This is a genomic window from Sphingobium aromaticiconvertens (genome assembly GCF_037154075.1).
GTDB lineage: Bacteria > Pseudomonadota > Alphaproteobacteria > Sphingomonadales > Sphingomonadaceae > Sphingobium > Sphingobium aromaticiconvertens.
Map to the genome: position 1 here is coordinate 1,963,987 of NZ_JBANRJ010000001.1, position 16,197 is coordinate 1,980,183.

At 63.0% G+C, this 16,197-nt stretch carries 16 protein-coding genes; 9 read left to right on the top strand and 7 right to left on the bottom strand.

The features are described from left to right. Positions 1-48: 48 nt before the first annotated feature. The 3 genes from WFR25_RS09320 to WFR25_RS09330 are packed head-to-tail and all read right to left on the bottom strand — an operon-like array spanning position 49 to position 1,717. Positions 49-696 (bottom strand): heme exporter protein CcmB, encoded by a 648-nt coding sequence (locus WFR25_RS09320; RefSeq protein WP_336970394.1) that lies wholly within the window; start codon positions 694-696, stop codon positions 49-51. Further along, on the bottom strand, positions 693-1,283 hold the full coding sequence (gene ccmA / locus WFR25_RS09325) for a heme ABC exporter ATP-binding protein CcmA (protein WP_336974804.1): 591 nt from the start codon (positions 1,281-1,283) through the stop codon (positions 693-695). Before ccmA ends, WFR25_RS09320 begins: the two co-directional genes overlap by 4 nt. 26 nt (positions 1,284-1,309) lie before the next feature. Continuing rightward, positions 1,310-1,717 (bottom strand): metallopeptidase family protein, encoded by a 408-nt coding sequence (locus WFR25_RS09330; protein WP_336970396.1) that lies wholly within the window; start codon positions 1,715-1,717, stop codon positions 1,310-1,312. 66 nt (positions 1,718-1,783) lie between these two features. On the opposite strand from WFR25_RS09330, the gene WFR25_RS09335 reads away from it, so the two are divergent. Genes WFR25_RS09335 through grpE form a run of 3 tightly spaced genes read left to right on the top strand, consistent with a single transcriptional unit; the run spans position 1,784 to position 3,719 of the window. Beyond that, complete coding sequence (locus WFR25_RS09335) at positions 1,784-2,074, top strand: 4a-hydroxytetrahydrobiopterin dehydratase (protein ID WP_336970398.1); 291 nt, start codon at positions 1,784-1,786, stop codon at positions 2,072-2,074. 50 nt (positions 2,075-2,124) lie between these two features. Further along, positions 2,125-3,168 carry a heat-inducible transcriptional repressor HrcA gene (gene hrcA / locus WFR25_RS09340; RefSeq protein WP_336970400.1) on the top strand — a complete coding sequence of 348 codons (1,044 nt, stop codon included), beginning with the start codon at positions 2,125-2,127 and terminating at the stop codon, positions 3,166-3,168. Continuing rightward, complete coding sequence (gene grpE, locus WFR25_RS09345) at positions 3,165-3,719, top strand: nucleotide exchange factor GrpE (protein ID WP_336970402.1); 555 nt, start codon at positions 3,165-3,167, stop codon at positions 3,717-3,719. The genes hrcA and grpE overlap by 4 nt, the downstream gene beginning before the upstream one ends. 69 nt (positions 3,720-3,788) lie before the next feature. Here grpE and WFR25_RS09350 read toward each other — a convergent pair whose 3' ends face one another. Together WFR25_RS09350 and WFR25_RS09355 are read right to left on the bottom strand one after the other, a co-directional pair. After that, positions 3,789-4,253 carry a vgr related protein gene (locus WFR25_RS09350; RefSeq protein ID WP_336970404.1) on the bottom strand — a complete coding sequence of 155 codons (465 nt, stop codon included), beginning with the start codon at positions 4,251-4,253 and terminating at the stop codon, positions 3,789-3,791. Beyond that, the gene (locus WFR25_RS09355; RefSeq protein WP_336974806.1) at positions 4,250-4,753 is read right to left on the bottom strand and encodes a copper chaperone PCu(A)C; all 504 of its coding nucleotides are present in this window, start codon (positions 4,751-4,753) and stop codon (positions 4,250-4,252) included. Before WFR25_RS09355 ends, WFR25_RS09350 begins: the two co-directional genes overlap by 4 nt. 183 nt (positions 4,754-4,936) lie before the next feature. On the opposite strand from WFR25_RS09355, the gene dnaK reads away from it, so the two are divergent. The 6 genes from dnaK to WFR25_RS09385 all read left to right on the top strand — a co-directional run bounded on the left by dnaK (position 4,937) and on the right by WFR25_RS09385 (position 15,110). Further along, entirely contained in the window at positions 4,937-6,835 is a 1,899-nt protein-coding gene (gene dnaK, locus WFR25_RS09360) for a molecular chaperone DnaK (RefSeq protein ID WP_336970405.1), read from the top strand. Positions 6,836-6,904: 69 nt separating this feature from the next. Continuing rightward, the gene (gene dnaJ, locus WFR25_RS09365; protein ID WP_336970406.1) at positions 6,905-8,050 is read left to right on the top strand and encodes a molecular chaperone DnaJ; all 1,146 of its coding nucleotides are present in this window, start codon (positions 6,905-6,907) and stop codon (positions 8,048-8,050) included. Between the two features lie 254 nt (positions 8,051-8,304). Further along, positions 8,305-9,693: a TIGR03013 family XrtA/PEP-CTERM system glycosyltransferase gene (locus WFR25_RS09370; RefSeq protein ID WP_336970408.1), complete on the top strand. Its 1,389-nt coding sequence runs from the start codon at positions 8,305-8,307 to the stop codon at positions 9,691-9,693. Between the two features lie 10 nt (positions 9,694-9,703). After that, a complete protein-coding gene (gene prsK / locus WFR25_RS09375; RefSeq protein WP_336970410.1) occupies positions 9,704-11,791 on the top strand; it encodes an XrtA/PEP-CTERM system histidine kinase PrsK in 2,088 nt (695 codons plus the stop codon). Next, on the top strand, positions 11,788-13,152 hold the full coding sequence (prsR, locus tag WFR25_RS09380; RefSeq protein WP_336974809.1) for a PEP-CTERM-box response regulator transcription factor: 1,365 nt from the start codon (positions 11,788-11,790) through the stop codon (positions 13,150-13,152). The genes prsK and prsR overlap by 4 nt, the downstream gene beginning before the upstream one ends. After that, positions 13,149-15,110, top strand: a complete 1,962-nt coding sequence (locus WFR25_RS09385; protein WP_336970412.1) for a tetratricopeptide repeat protein — start codon at positions 13,149-13,151, stop codon at positions 15,108-15,110. The genes prsR and WFR25_RS09385 overlap by 4 nt, the downstream gene beginning before the upstream one ends. 6 nt (positions 15,111-15,116) lie before the next feature. Here WFR25_RS09385 and WFR25_RS09390 read toward each other — a convergent pair whose 3' ends face one another. Together WFR25_RS09390 and WFR25_RS09395 are read right to left on the bottom strand one after the other, a co-directional pair. Further along, positions 15,117-15,464, bottom strand: a complete 348-nt coding sequence (locus tag WFR25_RS09390; RefSeq protein WP_336970414.1) for a GntR family transcriptional regulator — start codon at positions 15,462-15,464, stop codon at positions 15,117-15,119. Between the two features lie 73 nt (positions 15,465-15,537). Then, the gene (locus WFR25_RS09395) at positions 15,538-16,116 is read right to left on the bottom strand and encodes a nitroreductase family protein (RefSeq protein ID WP_336974812.1); all 579 of its coding nucleotides are present in this window, start codon (positions 16,114-16,116) and stop codon (positions 15,538-15,540) included. Positions 16,117-16,197: the final 81 nt, after the last annotated feature.

Sequence of the window (16,197 nt, forward strand, 5' to 3'; positions counted from 1 at the left end):
GGCAACTGCCAGTTTCCACCGATGTCGTCAATAGAATCTGGCAAGCCTTTATTCGCGTCCTGCCCGGATAGCTGCGCCACCGGCAATAGGGGTGAGTGCCACCAGCAACAGCGAGGCCGCGCCCAGCCATTTGAGCGCGGCGCCGCTGCCGTCGCCCAGCGTTCCGGCGCCGAATATGAGCAATGGCACCGCCAACGGCAGGGCTAGCAGACCCGCCAAAGCACCGCTCGACCGCAGGCCCGCAGTCAGGGTCGCGACCAGCAGGGCGAGTGCGGCAAGGGCGGGGGTACCGATCAGCAACCCCGCTTCCAGCAGGATGATCGTGGCGCCATCCAGTTTCAGCAGCGCGGCGGCGGGCAGAGTGGCCAGCATCAACGGCGGACCAAAGCCCAGCCAATGGGCCACCAGCTTGGCAATGATGATAGTTTCCTCTCCGACACCGCGCAGCGACAATTGATCCAGAACGCCCGAATCCCGGTCGGGGGCGATCAGCCGGTCGATCGGCAACAGGCTGGCGAGCAAGGCGGCGATCCACAACATGCCGCCGCCCGTGCGTGCCAGCAGGGCTGTGTCCGGCCCGATGGCGAAGGGATAGAGGCTGGCGACCAGCAACAGGAAAGCCACCGGCAACCAGAGGCCCGCAGACGCCCACGCCGCGTGAAGGTCGCGCGCAACGATCAGGCGAAACGTCTTCATGGCTCCACCGGCTGATAGGCGAGGAGGTCGATCATCACGGGCGCCATGAGCGGGAGCGGCTGGTGCGAGGCGGCGACGACGATGCCGCCATCGGCGAGATGAGCCGACACAATCACGCCGAGCAAGTCGACCGATGCAGAGTCCAGGCCGTTGGCAGGTTCGTCGAGCAGCCAGATCGTCGCGCCCGATGCCATGATCCGCGCCAGCATCGCGCGCTTGCGCTGCCCGGTCGAGAGCATCCGGACGGGTACAGCGCGCAGCGCGCCGAGCGCCAGTGCATCGAGCGCCGCGTCGACCCACGCTTCCGCGCCGTCGATCCCCGCCCAGAAACCCAGAGCCTCCTCCAGCGTCCGGTCCAGGTCTAGTGCAAGGCGCTCGTCGCTGAGGGCGACGCCGCCGATGCGGTCGATCGTTCCGGCAAAAGGCGTCAAAAGCCCCGCACACAGGCGCATCAGGCTGGATTTTCCGATGCCGTTCGGCCCGGTGAGCAACGCACTTTCACCGGCGCCAAGGGAAAGGTCCAGGCCATGGAACAAGATTCGTCCACCACGCAGGCAGGCGAGTCCGGACATTTTCAGGCCGGACATTTTCAAGGCAGGGGACTGCACCCCGATCACGATGCGACCATGTCCTCCAGGACGTGCATGTCGAGATCCGACAGGCCGAAATGATGGCCGACTTCATGCACCACGACATGGGTGATGAGGTCCGCAAGTGCCACGCCGGTTTCCACCCATTCATCCAGCAGCGGGCGGCGAAACAAATATATGGAAGGGGGAAGGTCGCCGCTTTGCGCTTCCTGCCCCACGGGACGCCCCGAATAAAGGCCGGTGAGGCCGAAAGGATCGTTGATGTCCATTTCCGCCAGCACGTCAGCAGCGGCAAACTCCTCGATGAACAGGGCCACGTTAAACAGGTGCGCGCGGAATGGCTCCGGCAGGCGCGAAAGCGCTTCAAGAGCGAGCGTTTCTATTTCCTGCGCGGTGGGAGCAAAGCGCGATGGTTGACCGTTGGTAGGCATCGCTGCGACATAGGGCAAAGCGCGAGGCGCGCGAAACGAAAAAATGGCAAAGGATGCACGCGACCGATGATCAGCAAATTGACGGATGCAGAGCGTGCGGTGGCCTTGGCGACCCTGCCTGAATGGACCAGCGTGAGCGATCCGGATGGCATCCGTCGCCTTTTCACCTTTACGGATTTCGTTCAGGCTTTCGGCTTCATGGCGCAGGTCGCCCTGTTGGCGGAGAAGGCCGATCATCATCCCGAATGGTCGAATGTCTATAATCGCGTGGACATAGTGTTGACCACGCATGATGCGGGCGGTTTGTCGCAGCGGGACGTGGACATGGCGACGGCGATCGACGCGATCGTCGCGTGACGATGCTCGCCCCGCTTGAGTGCGTGGGGTGCAACGACTAGATCATGGTCATGCCCGTCACCCCGATCAGCGAATTGAACGAGCGCGCGCGCGATGTCTTTCGGCTGGTGGTTGAAAGCTATCTGGGCACGGGCTTGCCCGTGGGATCGCGCACCGTCAGCAAGCTGGCGACGCTGAGCCTGTCGCCTGCCTCCATCCGCAACGTCATGCAGGATCTGGAGGAGCTGGGCCTGCTGGCGGCACCGCACACCTCCGCCGGACGAATGCCGACCGAAACGGGGCTGCGCCTGTTTGTCGATGGCATGATGCAGGCTGCGGAGCCATCGGCCGAGGAACGTCGGGCTATCGAGACGGGCATAGCGGAGGGCGGACGGATCGAGGAGGCGCTGTCGGCGGCGACGGTGGCCCTGTCCGGCCTGTCCGCCTGTGCCGGGATCGTCATGGTGCCCAAGCGCGATCCCTTGCTGCGCCAGTTCGGTTTCGTGCCGCTCAACGAACGGCAGGCGCTGGCTGTGCTGGTCGGGCAGGACGGATCGGTCGAGAATCGCGTCGTCGACCTGCCGGGCAATGTGCTGCCCGCGACGCTGAACGAAGCGGCGAATTATATGTCGGCGCGCTTTGCGGGACTTACCCTGCGTGAAGCGGGCGTGGCGCTGAGCCGCGAGTTGGAGGCCGATCAGTCGGCGCTTCAGGGCGCAGCCCGCGAACTGGTGGAACGCGGCATCGCCATCTGGTCGAGCGACGCGGAGAATCGCCCGGTGCTGATCGTGCGGGGGCAGGCGAACCTGATCGATGAGGGGACCGCCAGCGACCTGGAGCGGGTCCGCAACCTGCTGGACGAGTTGGAGGGAAAGCAGGATATTGCACGTCTGCTGGAGGGCGCGCTGGCGGGCAGCGCGACCAAAATCTTCATCGGATCGGAAAACAAGCTCTTTTCCCTGTCGGGTTCTTCGGTCATAGCCGCCCCTTATCGTGGAGTGGACGGCCGGGTGGTCGGCGTGGTCGGTGTGATCGGCCCAACCCGCTTGAATTATGCCCGCGTAATACCAATGGTGGACTTCACCGCACAGACGCTGTCGAGATTGATGAGATGACACAAGACAACAACAACCTGGAAAATAGCGAAATCGTGGACGAGTTGCCCGAGGATGCATCCCCCGCAGCTGACGCAGTGACCGAGCGCCTCGCCGCGTTGGAAGAGGAAGTGGCCGTCGCGAAGCAGGACGTGCTCTATGCCCATGCCGAGACGCAGAATGTGCGCCGCCGGCTGGAAAAGGAACTGGCGGACGCGCGGGCCTATGCGTCGACCGCTTTTGCACGCGACATATTGTCGGTCGCCGACAATATGGGGCGCGCCCTGTCCATGATCCCTGCCGATCTGCGCGAGGATGAGCAATGGAAGGGGCTGGTCACAGGGCTTGAGGCGACCGGCCGCGAGTTGGAAAGCGTGTTCCGCAAGAACGGCATTGAAAAGCTGGTGTCGGTGGGTGAACCACTCGACCCGAACAAGCATCAGGCGATGCTGGAAGTCCCCTCCGCTGATGCCGAGCCGGGAACGATCCTGACCGAAATGCAGTCTGGCTACATGATCAAGGACCGCCTGCTCCGCCCGGCGCTGGTCGGCGTGGCGAAGAAACCGGACTGATCCGCGCGGGTCTTTTTCATTCGAACTGAGCCTGTCGAAGCCTGTCCCGTTCCCGAACGGGGCAGGGCTTTATCGCGTCCGAAATGGCAGGATCGCTTCATATGCCGACAATGGCGGTAGGTTGGACAGGACGAGGCCCTGCCGCATCAGGAAGGCGTGGCGCACGATTTCGGCCTGTTGCTCCAGCCCGTAGCGGGCGAAGGGCTTGCTCGGCTGCATTGTGTAATCATAGCGGCAGAAGGGGTGACGCATCAGCGGCAGATACCATTTTCCACCCCGTTGCGCCTGCCAGGCATGGGTCATCTCGTGGATGAAAAGACCCTGGATATTCAGGGGGCTGGCGCAGAAATCATCGCAATAGAGGCCACCCTGCGGATGGAACCACAGGTCGCCGTCGGGCGCCATCGTTACCCGGCGCGGTTGAAAGGGCCACCATTTACGATTGTGGATACGGACGCGATCATAGGCGATCGCCTCGCCGAATATTGAGCGGGCGAGGGTCACTTCCTCCTGCGTCAGTGCCCGGCTGCTCAATGGTCGGCATGGTCCTGCGGTTTTGCAGCGCTGTTGTCAACGGGCGCGGGGTTGGCAGGGGATGGCGCGGCTCCGGGCTTCTGCACCACGGCATCGACGATGATTCGGTCGCCATTGGAAAAGAGGAAGGTCATCGGCATTTTGCCCTGGTCCACCGCATCTTGGTTGAGATTCCACAACATGAGATGTTTACCGCCGGGCGCAAAGGCGACCGTGCCCTTGGCGGGAATCTCCACGCTGTCGATCGGCTTCATCGACATGACGCCGTTATCGCCCTTCACGCTTTCATGCATTTCCACCCGAATCGCCCGGTCGGTCAGCACGCCGCGCAGCGTCGTCGCGACATCGCCGCCATGCACCGTGAAATAACCGGCAGACGGGCTGTCCTTGTTCGGGCTGACGCGCACCCAGGCCTGATCGACATAGGTGGGGGCTGGATCTCCGCAGGCAGCCAGCGGCGCAAGGCAGGCCAGAACGGCGATAGGGAGGAGGGCACGCATCGCGGGGAGGCCTTTCATGACTGTCTCGTTTCCGGTCGTTTACACAGGTAAACACGCAGAGTTCTTGTGCCAAGGGAAAGCGAGCCTATATCCCTCATGCAAACCGGTCTTGCCTTGGCGCTTTCGTGAGGTATTTGGGCCGTCAACCGCTGAAAATGTGATTTGGGGTTAAAAGAGGACATAATGGCTAAAGTAATCGGTATCGACCTTGGCACCACCAACAGCTGCATCGCTGTCATGGACGGGGGCAAGCCCAAGGTTATCGAAAATGCGGAAGGCGCGCGCACGACGCCCTCCATCGTTGCGTTCACCAAGGATGGCGAGCGTCTGATCGGCCAACCCGCCAAGCGGCAGGCCGTCACCAATGGCGACAATACGATTTTCGCGGTGAAGCGCCTGATCGGCCGCCGCTTTGAAGATCCCATGACCCAGAAGGACATGGAACTGGTTCCCTATTCGATTTCGAAAGGGCCGAACGGCGACGCATGGGTCCAGGCCGGTGGGCAGGATTATTCGCCGTCGCAGGTTTCCGCCTTCATTCTTCAGAAGATGAAGGAAACCGCCGAGAGCTATCTGGGCGAAACCGTGACGCAGGCGGTCATCACCGTTCCAGCCTACTTCAACGACGCCCAGCGTCAGGCGACCAAGGACGCCGGCCAGATTGCGGGGCTTGAAGTGCTGCGCATCATCAACGAGCCGACCGCGGCCGCGCTGGCCTATGGCCTCGACAAGCAGGACGGCAAGACCATCGCCGTCTATGACCTTGGCGGCGGTACGTTCGACATCTCCATCCTGGAAATCGGCGATGGCGTGTTCGAGGTGAAGTCGACCAACGGCGACACCTTCCTGGGCGGCGAGGATTTCGACGCCAAGGTCGTGCAATTCCTGGCCGACGATTTCAAGAAGGTCGAAGGCATTGATCTCACCAAGGACAAGCTGGCCCTTCAGCGTCTGAAGGAAGCGGCCGAGAAAGCGAAGATCGAATTGTCTTCGGCCCAGTCGACCGAGGTCAACCTGCCCTTCATCACTGCCGACCAGAATGGTCCCAAGCATCTGGTGAAGAACATCACCCGCTCCGACCTGGAGAAGCTGGTGGCGGACCTCATCAAGCGCACGATGGAACCCTGCAAGAAGGCGATGGCCGACGCAGGCGTTTCGGCGAGCGAGATCAGCGAAGTGGTGCTGGTTGGCGGCATGACCCGCATGCCCAAGGTGCGCGAGGCCGTGAAGGAATTCTTCGGTAAGGAGCCGCACACCGGCGTGAATCCTGACGAAGTCGTCGCCATGGGCGCCGCCATTCAGGCGGGCGTGCTTCAGGGCGACGTCAAGGACGTGCTGCTGCTCGACGTGACTCCGCTATCGCTGGGCATCGAGACGCTGGGTGGCGTGTTCACCCGCATGATCGACCGCAACACCACCATTCCTGCGAAGAAGAGCCAGGTCTACTCGACGGCTGATGACAATCAGCAGGCCGTGACCATCCGCGTCTTCCAGGGCGAGCGTGAAATGGCGGCGGACAACAAGCTGCTGGGTCAGTTCGACCTGATCGGCATTCCGCCCGCACCGCGCGGCGTTCCGCAGGTTGAAGTGACCTTCGACATCGACGCCAACGGTCTGGTCAACGTGTCCGCCAAGGACAAGGGCACCGGCAAGGAACAGCAGATTCGCATTCAGGCGTCGGGCGGTCTGTCCGACTCCGACATCGATCAGATGGTCAAGGATGCCGAGCGCTTCGCCGAAGAGGACAAGAAGCGTCGTGAAGGGGCCGAAGCGAAGAACAACGCCGAAAGTCTGGTTCACACCACCGAAAAGCAGATCGAAGAGCATGGCGACAAGGTGGACGCTGCCCTCAAGTCCGAGATCGAGGCGGCGATCGCCGACACCAAGGCGGCTGTCGAAGGCGGCGATGTCGAGGCGATGAAGACCAAGGCGCAGGATCTGGCCACTGTTGCCATGAAGCTGGGCCAGGCGATCTATGAGAAGGAACAGGCCAGCGCGGCCTCGCCCGATGCGGAAGCGCCGAAGGCCGATGACGATGTAGTCGACGCCGAATTTTCGGAAGTAGACGACAACAAGGCATAAGGTGATGCTCTTTTCGCCGTCATTTCTGTTTTTACAGGGTGACGGCGAAAAGAAGCCGCCGGGGGCAATATGACGACCCAGACCGATTTTTATGAACTGCTTGAGATCGAACGCACGGCGGATGCTGGCGTCATCAAGAGCGCCTATCGCAAGCTGGCGATGAAATATCACCCGGACAAAAACGGAGGGTGTACCGACAGCGAGGCGAAGTTCAAGGCCGTATCCGAGGCCTATGAATGCCTGAAAGACCCGCAGAAGCGCGCGGCCTATGACCGGTTCGGCCATGCGGCCTTCCAGAATGGCGGTCCGGGCGGTTTTGGCGGCGGTCGCGGCGGGCAGGGCGGTTTTTCTGATCTGGGCGATATATTCGAGACGATCTTCGGCCAGTCCGGCTTTGGCGGCGGTGGTGGTCAGCGGCAGGCAAACCGGCGCGGCGCGGACCTGCGCTACGACATGGAGATCACGCTCGACGAGGCCTATCATGGCAAATCGACCGAGATCGACATCGAGGTATCGGCGCCCTGCGACACCTGCGACGGATCGGGCGCGCAGCCGGGCACGGGTGTAAAGACCTGCGGCACCTGCAAGGGCCATGGTCAGGTGCGGGCGCAGCAGGGTTTTTTCGTAGTCGAACGAACCTGTCCGTCCTGTCAGGGCGCAGGTCAGGTGATCGACAGCCCCTGCCGGTCCTGCCGGGGAGACGGTCGTATCGACAAGCACAAGTCGCTGTCGGTCAATATCCCGGCGGGTGTCGATGAAGGAACGCGCATTCGCCTGACGGGTGAGGGAGAAGCGGGCGCGCGCGGCGCACCAGCGGGCGACCTCTACATATTCCTGCACGTGAAGCGCCATGCGGTATTTGAGCGCGACGGCACCACGCTTTTCTGTCGTGTGCCGGTCAGCTTTACGACTGCATCACTGGGCGGCAGCATCGAAGTGCCGGGGCTGGATGGGTCGCGACAGGAAATCCGCATTCCGGCGGGCATTCAGTCGGGCAAGCAACTGCGCCAGCGCGGCGCGGGCATGCCCGTGCTCAACGGGCGCGGTCATGGGGATATCGTGGTGCAGATCGACGTCGAGACGCCGACGCGGCTTTCGGCCCGCCAGCGCGAATTGCTGGAAGCCTTCCGCGAGACGGAGACGGGCGAGGAATGTCCGCAAACCAGCGGTTTCTTCACCAAGATCAAGGACATCTGGTCCGAGATTAAGGATTGATGAAAAGGGCGGTTAGAGCCTTTGGTTGCCGCGATTCTTAACCTTCAGATGAGTCCATCTGACTGGAAATTGCTTTAGCCGCTCTTTTCTTTTCGCGTAATCGCGATGCTCCTACGCCAAAGGCGTCTTCAGAATTTATTTGTCTTTTCCGGTCATTGTGACGGCCCTGTCGGAAATGCTTACACCCACGTGTAAAGCAAAATCCGACAGACAGGGTCCGCATCCTCCCGCGGGCTGGCAGGACCAGGCGCACGATGATCAGGCTGTTCAAACATTATGTTCCCCATGCCGTGCTGCTGCTCGGCCTGCTGGATTTCTTCCTGCTGGCGGCGGCGGCGGAGGGCGGCTGGATATTGCGCGCGCGCCAGATTGGTATGGAGGTCGATTATATCCTCAATCGCACCGGCCCGCTGCTGAGTTTTGCCCTTGCGTTACAGACCGGCATGATCGCCGTTGGTGTTTATGGGACCGAAGCGTTGCAGTCTATCCGCTTCGCGTTTGCGCGGCTGCTGGTCGCGATTTCGCTGGGCGTGATATTCCTGTCGGTCATGCATTTCATCCTGCCCGGCATGACATTGTGGCGATCGAACTCGCTCTACGCCATGGGCCTCGCCGTCGTGCTGCTGGTGCTGGTGCGCCTGTTGCTGGGCTCCATGCTGGGCGGAGAGGCGTTCAAGCGTCGCCTGATCATATTGGGCGCGGGCGACCGGGCCAACCGTATCCGCGACCTGGAACAGCGCCGGGGCGCCGGGTTCCTGGTGGTCGGCTATATCGCCATGAACGACGGACCGCAGCTGGTGGCCGAAGCGATCAACCGCAGCGCCATCTACAATCTGGCAGACTTCGTCGTAAAGCTGGGCGCGAGCGAAGTGGTGCTGGCGCTGGAAGAGCGCCGCAACGCCTTGCCGCTTGGTGACCTGTTACGGATCAAGACCACCGGCGTCCATGTCAACGAAATTTCGACCTTTCTGGAGCGGGAGACGGGGCGCGTTGACCTCGACAGCGTCAATCCCAGTTGGCTGATCTTCTCCGACGGTTTTTCCGCCGGGCGTCGCCTGTCGACCATTGCCAAGCGCCTGTTCGACATAGCGGCGAGCATGCTGCTGCTGGCGTTGACTGGCCCGATCATCCTGCTGGCCGCGATCGCGGTGAAGCTCGACAGCAAGGGACCGGCTTTCTATCGCCAGCAACGCGTCGGCCTGTTCGGGCAGGAGTTCTGGATCGTCAAGCTACGGACCATGCGTCAGGATGCCGAAGTGGCGGGGCAGGCGGTCTGGGCGGAACTGGATGACCCCCGGATCACGCGTCTTGGCTATTGGCTTCGAAAGTTACGGATCGACGAATTGCCCCAGACCTGGACGGTGCTGAAGGGCGAGATGAGCTTCGTCGGCCCGCGTCCCGAACGGCGCCAGTTCGTCGAGGATCTGGAACAGCATCTGCGTTATTATGCCGAACGGCATATGGTGAAGCCGGGCATCACAGGCTGGGCGCAGATCAACTATCCCTATGGCGCATCGATTGAGGATAGCCGTAACAAGCTGGAATATGACCTTTATTACGCCAAGAACTACACGCCGTTCCTTGACCTTCTGATCCTGATACAGACGGTCCGGGTCGTTCTTTGGCCCGACGGCGCACGCTGAGGCAGAGCGGATGGGCGCCCTGCTGCAATTCATTGGCGATGGTGGCCATGCGCTGGCGGCGGCGCTGTTTGCGGCGCTGGGCATATTCAGCCTGCGCGGTCGTGATGGGACGCCCGAACATGCGTTGCTGACGGCGGCGCTGCTGCTGACCGCCTGCTGGGCGCTCTATATCTCCTTTGGCGGGGTGGTGCGACCGCTTTCGGGGCTGGTCGAAAGCGGGCGTAACGCTGGTTGGCTGCTGTTGATGTTCGTGATCCTGCGGCGGAATGAAAGTCAGCGCGAAGGTCGGCGGCGGGGCGAGATGCTGGCGATTTGCGCCGTTTATGTCGTGATTGGCGGACTGCTGGCGGCGCAGTGCTTCATTGACCTCGTCTGGCGACAAATGTCCTCGTTAAGTGACATGCATCACCTGCTGGTGCGTGTATCGCTGGTGCTGCGCATGATGACCGCGATCGGCGGGCTGATGCTGGCGCACAATCTCTACAGTTCTGCTGCGCCAGCCGGTCGCGCGCGTATCGCCCTGCTGATGGGGGCGCTGGCAGCAATGTGGACCTATGACCTCAACCTTTACGCCATCGCCTATGCGTCGATGGATCGTGCGGATGAGCTTTATGCGTTGCGCGGGGTGATGATGGCGATGCTGGCGCCGATCATCGCACTGGGTCTGCAGCGGGGCGACGCTGGACGGCTGCGCCTGTCGCGGGCCGCCACCTTCCGCTCGCTCTCTATCGTTGCGGTGGGCCTGTATGTCATGGTGCTGGCGGCAGTGGTCGCGATGGTCGAACTGATCGCCGGGCCGCACGCAAGGCTGGTGGAGATCGGTGCTCTGTTCCTGATGGCGCTGATGGCGCTGTTGCTGCTGCCATCGCCCCATTTCCGGGCGCGATTGAAGGTGCTGGTCGCCAAGCATTTCTTTCAGCATCGCTATGATTATCGGCTGGAATGGCTGCGCTTTGGCGACACGATTGGCCGTCCCGGTGAGTCCGCACCGCCGTTGGGCGTGCGGGCGGTCAAGGCCGTGGCGGACATTACCGAATCGCCTGCGGGCATGTTGCTGTTGCGCGACGAGGGCGGGCGGCTGATGGTGGAGACGCACTGGAACTGGCCGGGGGCCACGGCCGATGTTACCGGACTGGATCGTGACGTGGTGGCGGGGCTGGAGCGGGCCGACTGGATCGTCGATGTCGATCGCGTGCGTCAGGGTGAGGCAAAGGTGCCGATGCCCGAATGGATGACGCAGGACCAGCAAATCTGGGCGCTGGTGCCGCTGTTGCATTTCAACCGGCTGATCGGCGCGATCCTGTTGACGCGGCCGCCACTCGACCGACGTCTGGACTGGGAGGATTTTGACATGCTGCGCGCCGCCGGGCGGCAGGTGGCAACCTATATCAGCGAGGCGCAGGGCCAGCAGGCACTGGACGACGCACAGCGGTTCGATGAGTTCAACCGCCGCTTCGCCTTCATCATCCACGACGTCAAAAATCTGGTGAGCCAGCTTTCGCTGCTGGCGCGTAATGCCCAACGCCATGCCGACAATCCCGACTTCCGCGCCGACATGGTGCTGACCTTACAGGAATCGGTAGGCAAGATGAACGATCTGCTCGCGCGTTTGTCGCAGCATAACAAGGCGCGGGCGGAAGAGCCGCGTGCCGTCGATCTGGGCGAGATTGCCCGGAGGATCGGGCAAGGGCGCGTGCGCCAACACCCGGTCGATGTGACAGGCGAAGCGCCGCCCGCACTGGCAGACCCGGCGCGGGTCGAACAGATTCTTGCCCACCTGGTCCAGAACGCGATCGAGGCGAGCGCGTCAGACAAGCCGGTGCGGCTGGAATTGGGATCGGGCGAGGGCCGTGCGCGGATTTCGGTGATCGACCAGGGGTGCGGCATGACGGCTGAATTTGTCCGGCGGGAGCTGTTCAAACCCTTTTACTCCAGCAAGGCAGGCGGTTTCGGCATCGGTGCGTTCGAGGCGCGGACCCTGGCCGAGGCGATGGGCGGGCGGATCGAGGTGGAGAGCCGGCCGGGCGCGGGTAGCAGATTCACACTGATCCTGCCGCTGGCGGAGCCTGCACAGATGACGACCGGGAAGGCTGCCTGATGGATTTGCGACCCAAGCTGTTGATCGTGGAAGATGATCCGGGGCTTCAGCGGCAATTGCGCTGGGCTTATGAGGATTATCAGTTGTTCATCGCGGGGGACCGGCAGGAGGCGATCGACATGCTGCGGGCAGAGGCGCCCGATGTCGTCACGCTGGACCTGGGCCTGCCGCCAGATCCCGATGGCACCAGCGAGGGCTTTGCCACGCTGGCGGACATATTGAAGATCAAGCCCGATACAAAGGTGATCGTCGCATCGGGCCATGGTGCGCGGGAAAGCGCGCTGGGCGCGATTGCCGGGGGCGCCTATGATTTTTACCAGAAGCCTGTCGACATCGACGAATTGGGGCTGATCGTTCGCCGTGCCTTCCACGTTCATGAACTGGAGCGCGCCAATGCACGATTGGCCGAGGCCGCGCCGGAGGATGGGCGCGTGCTGGGTCGGATGATTACAGTCGCGCCCGAGATGCTGAAGGTGGCGCGCACAATCGAGCGCGTGGCGAGTGCGCAGGTGTCGGTGATGCTGCTGGGCGCGAGCGGCACCGGCAAGGAATTGCTGGCATGCGGGCTGCATGACGCCAGCCCCCGGCGGGAGGGGGCGTTCGTCGCGATCAACTGTGCAGCGATCCCTGAAACATTGCTGGAATCCGAACTGTTCGGGCATGAAAAGGGCGCCTTCACCGGGGCGATCCGCACCACGCCCGGCAAGATCGAACTGGCCCAGGGCGGCACCCTGTTTCTGGACGAAGTGGGGGACATCCCGCTGCCGTTGCAGGTCAAGCTGCTGCGCTTTCTACAGGAGCGGGTGATCGAGCGAGTCGGCGGGCGGCAGCCGATCGCGGTCGACACGCGGATCGTGTGCGCCACCCACCAGAATCTGGAGAGCATGATCGCGGCGGGCAGCTTTCGCGAAGACCTCTTCTATCGCCTCGCGGAAATCGTCATTCGCATTCCGCTGCTGAAGGATCGGCCTGGTGACCCGGCGCTGCTGGCCCGCCATTTCCTGACCCGGTACGCGCGGGAGATGAACCCGCAGGTCAGGGGGCTGGCGCCCGATGCGCTCGCGGCGCTCGACGCCTGGAACTGGCCCGGTAATGTGCGCGAACTGGAAAACCGCATGAAGCGCGCCGTCATCATGGCCGATGGCAAGCTGGTGACAGCCGCCGATCTGGACCTTGACATGGCGGAGAGCGAGAGCAGCGACGTTATCAACCTGAAGGCTGCGCGCGAAATGGCCGATCGCCGCGCCATTCGCCGCGCCATTGCCCGGACGCAGGGCAATATATCCGGTGCGGCGCGCATCCTGGGGATCAGCCGTCCCACGCTTTATGATTTGATGAAGCAATATGAGTTGCAGGGATGACCATGTCCCGGGGGCGGCTGTTCCTGTTTCTGGGTATTGCCCTGATGCTGCTCGCGCTCGCGGCGGCGTGGCAACGCTATGCAGCCGCGCATGACGGCGCGGCGGCCTATGAACGGGGCGTTGCGGCGCTGGACAAGGGCGATGCGCGAACGGCGCGGGTCGAACTGCTGAACGCCGTCAGGGCCGAGCCGCGATCCGCATCGGTGCGGCTGGCGCAGGCACGCGCGCTGATTGAACTGGGTGATGGCGCAGGCGCGCAGGAGGCGGTCGAACGCGCCCGCACGCTGGGCGCACCGCTGCCCGCAACCCGCGCGCTGATGGCGCAGGCCTTGCTGTTGCGCGGCGAGAATGGCGCCGCGCTGATCGAGGGTGGCGCAAGTGACATGGCGCCCGAGGATGCCGCCATGGCGGCGCGTATGGTTGGTCGTGCTCATATGGCACAGGGCGACGCACAGGCGGCGCGCGCGGCCTTTGAGCGGGCGGTTGGCCTTTCACCCAAGGATGCGGAATTGTGGGTCGATATCGGTCGCTACCGGCTGGCGCTGGGCGATGAGGCTGGAGCGATCGCGTCCGCGGACCGAGCGGTGGCACTGGCGCCCGGATCGGTGAAGACGCTGACGTTCCGGGGCGAAATGACGCGCAGCCAATATGGGCTGGCGGCCGCATTGCCCTGGTTCGAGAAGGCGTTGAAGGCCAGTCCCGATACGGTACCGACTCTGACCGCCTATGCGGCGACCCTGGCCGACATGGGCGAGGCGAGCCGGATGTTGAGCGTCACCCGCCGGATATTGGCGCTGGAGCCGGATAATGCCCGTGCCTGGATGATGCAGGCGATTATGGCGGCGCGCGCGGGAAAGGATGATCTGGCGCGGACTTTGCTGGGCCGGACGCATGGCGCGCTGGACGGGGAGCCTGCGACGATGCTGCTGCGCGGCGTCCTGCATTTGCGCGATGGCAACGCGCTTCTGGCGATCGACAGCCTGACGCCCCTGCTGGGGGTCCAGCCGGAGAACCAACGGGCCAGGCTGTTGCTGGCGCGGGCGCAGATGGGGGCAGGCGATCTGGCCTCTGCCGCTACGCTGTTGGCGCCGCTGGTTGTCCAGGGGGATGCCGATCCCTATGTGCTGACGCTGGCCGCGCGAGTGCAGGAAGGGTTGGGCGATCGTGTCATGGCGGCTGATATGCTGGCGCGCGCGGCGTGGCCGGTACGACCTGCCGCTGTCGCCTTCGCTTATCCGGGTGATGCGGGGTTGTTGGGGGCGGGGCCTCCTGCCAATAGTGGTACTGCTGGCGACAATATTCCCTATATCCGGGCGCTGATGAATGCCGGGCAGTTGGTGCAGGCGGTGGATCGCGCACATCTTCTCAGCCGGATGAATCCCGGCGCGCCCGATGCCCATATGCTCTACGGTGATGCACTTGGCCGAGCGGGGCGCAATGCGGAGGCAGCGAAAGCCTATGAGGCAGCGGCTCGCATCCGTTTCTCGCAAACTATCGTGCTGCGGCTGGCGGCGGCTTGGCAGCGAGCAGGCGATCCGATGCGGGCAGCGCAGATCGTGGCGCGCTATCTGGCACAGAATCCGACGAGCCTGGAGGCGCAACGGCTGGCGGCAAGCGCCTATCTGGAGGCGGGGGATTGGCGGAATGCACGACGTTTGCTGGACGCGGTGCGGACCCAGAGCGGCGACAATGACGCGCTGTTGATGGTGGGGCTGGCGCGGACGGCGATGGAATTGGGGGACATGGCGAAGGCGCGTGCCTTTGCGGCCCATGCCTATCGGTTGTTACCGGGAAATCCCCTGACGGCGGACATTTATGGCCGGGTATTGACCCGCAGCGAAGATAAAAGCGCGGCTGCCGTCGATCTGCTTGAAAAAGCGGTGGCGATGGCACCGGGCGATCCGGCTATCCGGGCGCATCTGGTTGAGGCCTATGCAGCCGCAGGGCGTAGTCATTAAGAAAATTCAGGCGGGTATGTTTGCTGCCAGTTCGTCAAGGTCGATGCCAAGGCGCTGCATCTGGGCGACCACTGGCGGCCAGACCGTTTCCATGAAGCGGGTCCGCTCATACTCGCGCAGGCGGCGGGTCGCACCATCGGCGACGAACATGCCGACGCCGCGTTTCACCGTCACTAATCCGTCATCCTGAAAACTTTGATAGGCTTTCGCCACGGTCAGCGGATTGGCACCCTGCTGGGCGGCAAAGGCGCGGACGGAGGGGAGGAGGTCGCCATCGCGAAAATCGCCATCCAATATGGACGCTGCAATCACTTCGCGCAGGCGAAGATAGACGGGCTTGGGATCATCGACCATTAGTGCATCAGTGCCATAATACAGCGCGGCACGTCAAGTTCGGCGATTGCAAAATCAGATGCAGTTTTTGCAACTATATTACCCAATTCGATACACGTGCGTTATAATCTGGTCGAGGACGCTCCTCCAGTGAGCGAGACGGTGTGCCGATGAAGACGAATCCGGCGATGCGTTCCTCCGCCGATCCGAAGGCATCGCGGACTGTCGCATTATAGCTGGGCCATCCGGTGAGCCATCCGCCTGCAAAGCCCGTTGCATGGACTGCGTGCAGCAGGTTCATGATCGCTGCGCCGGCCGACAATTCCTGCTCCCAGGCCGGAATCTTGCTGCCCGGCACGGGACTGGACAGGGCCACCACCAGCGTCGGCGCTTGATGAGCGAACTGGTGCATGGAATCGATTTCCAACCGACCCGCATCTGGCTTTTCAGCGCGATAGGCGCGTTCCAGCAGTTCGGCGAGCGCGGCGCGCTGATCGTCAGCGACGATGACGAAGCGCCAGGGCGCGAGCTTGCCATGATCGGGCGTGCGTAGAGCGATTTCCAGCATGGCGTGTAGCTGGCCGTCATCCGGGCCGGGTGCAACAAGGTCGCGCGGCTTGCCCGAACGGCGGGTGGATAGCAGGGTGAGCGGGGTGGAGGCGTCGTTGAACATCGTGATCCAGATGGCGCTGACATGGCCCCGACGCAAGAGCGACCGTGCTTTTTGACAGATGCGCAATTTCCTTTAGGCTAG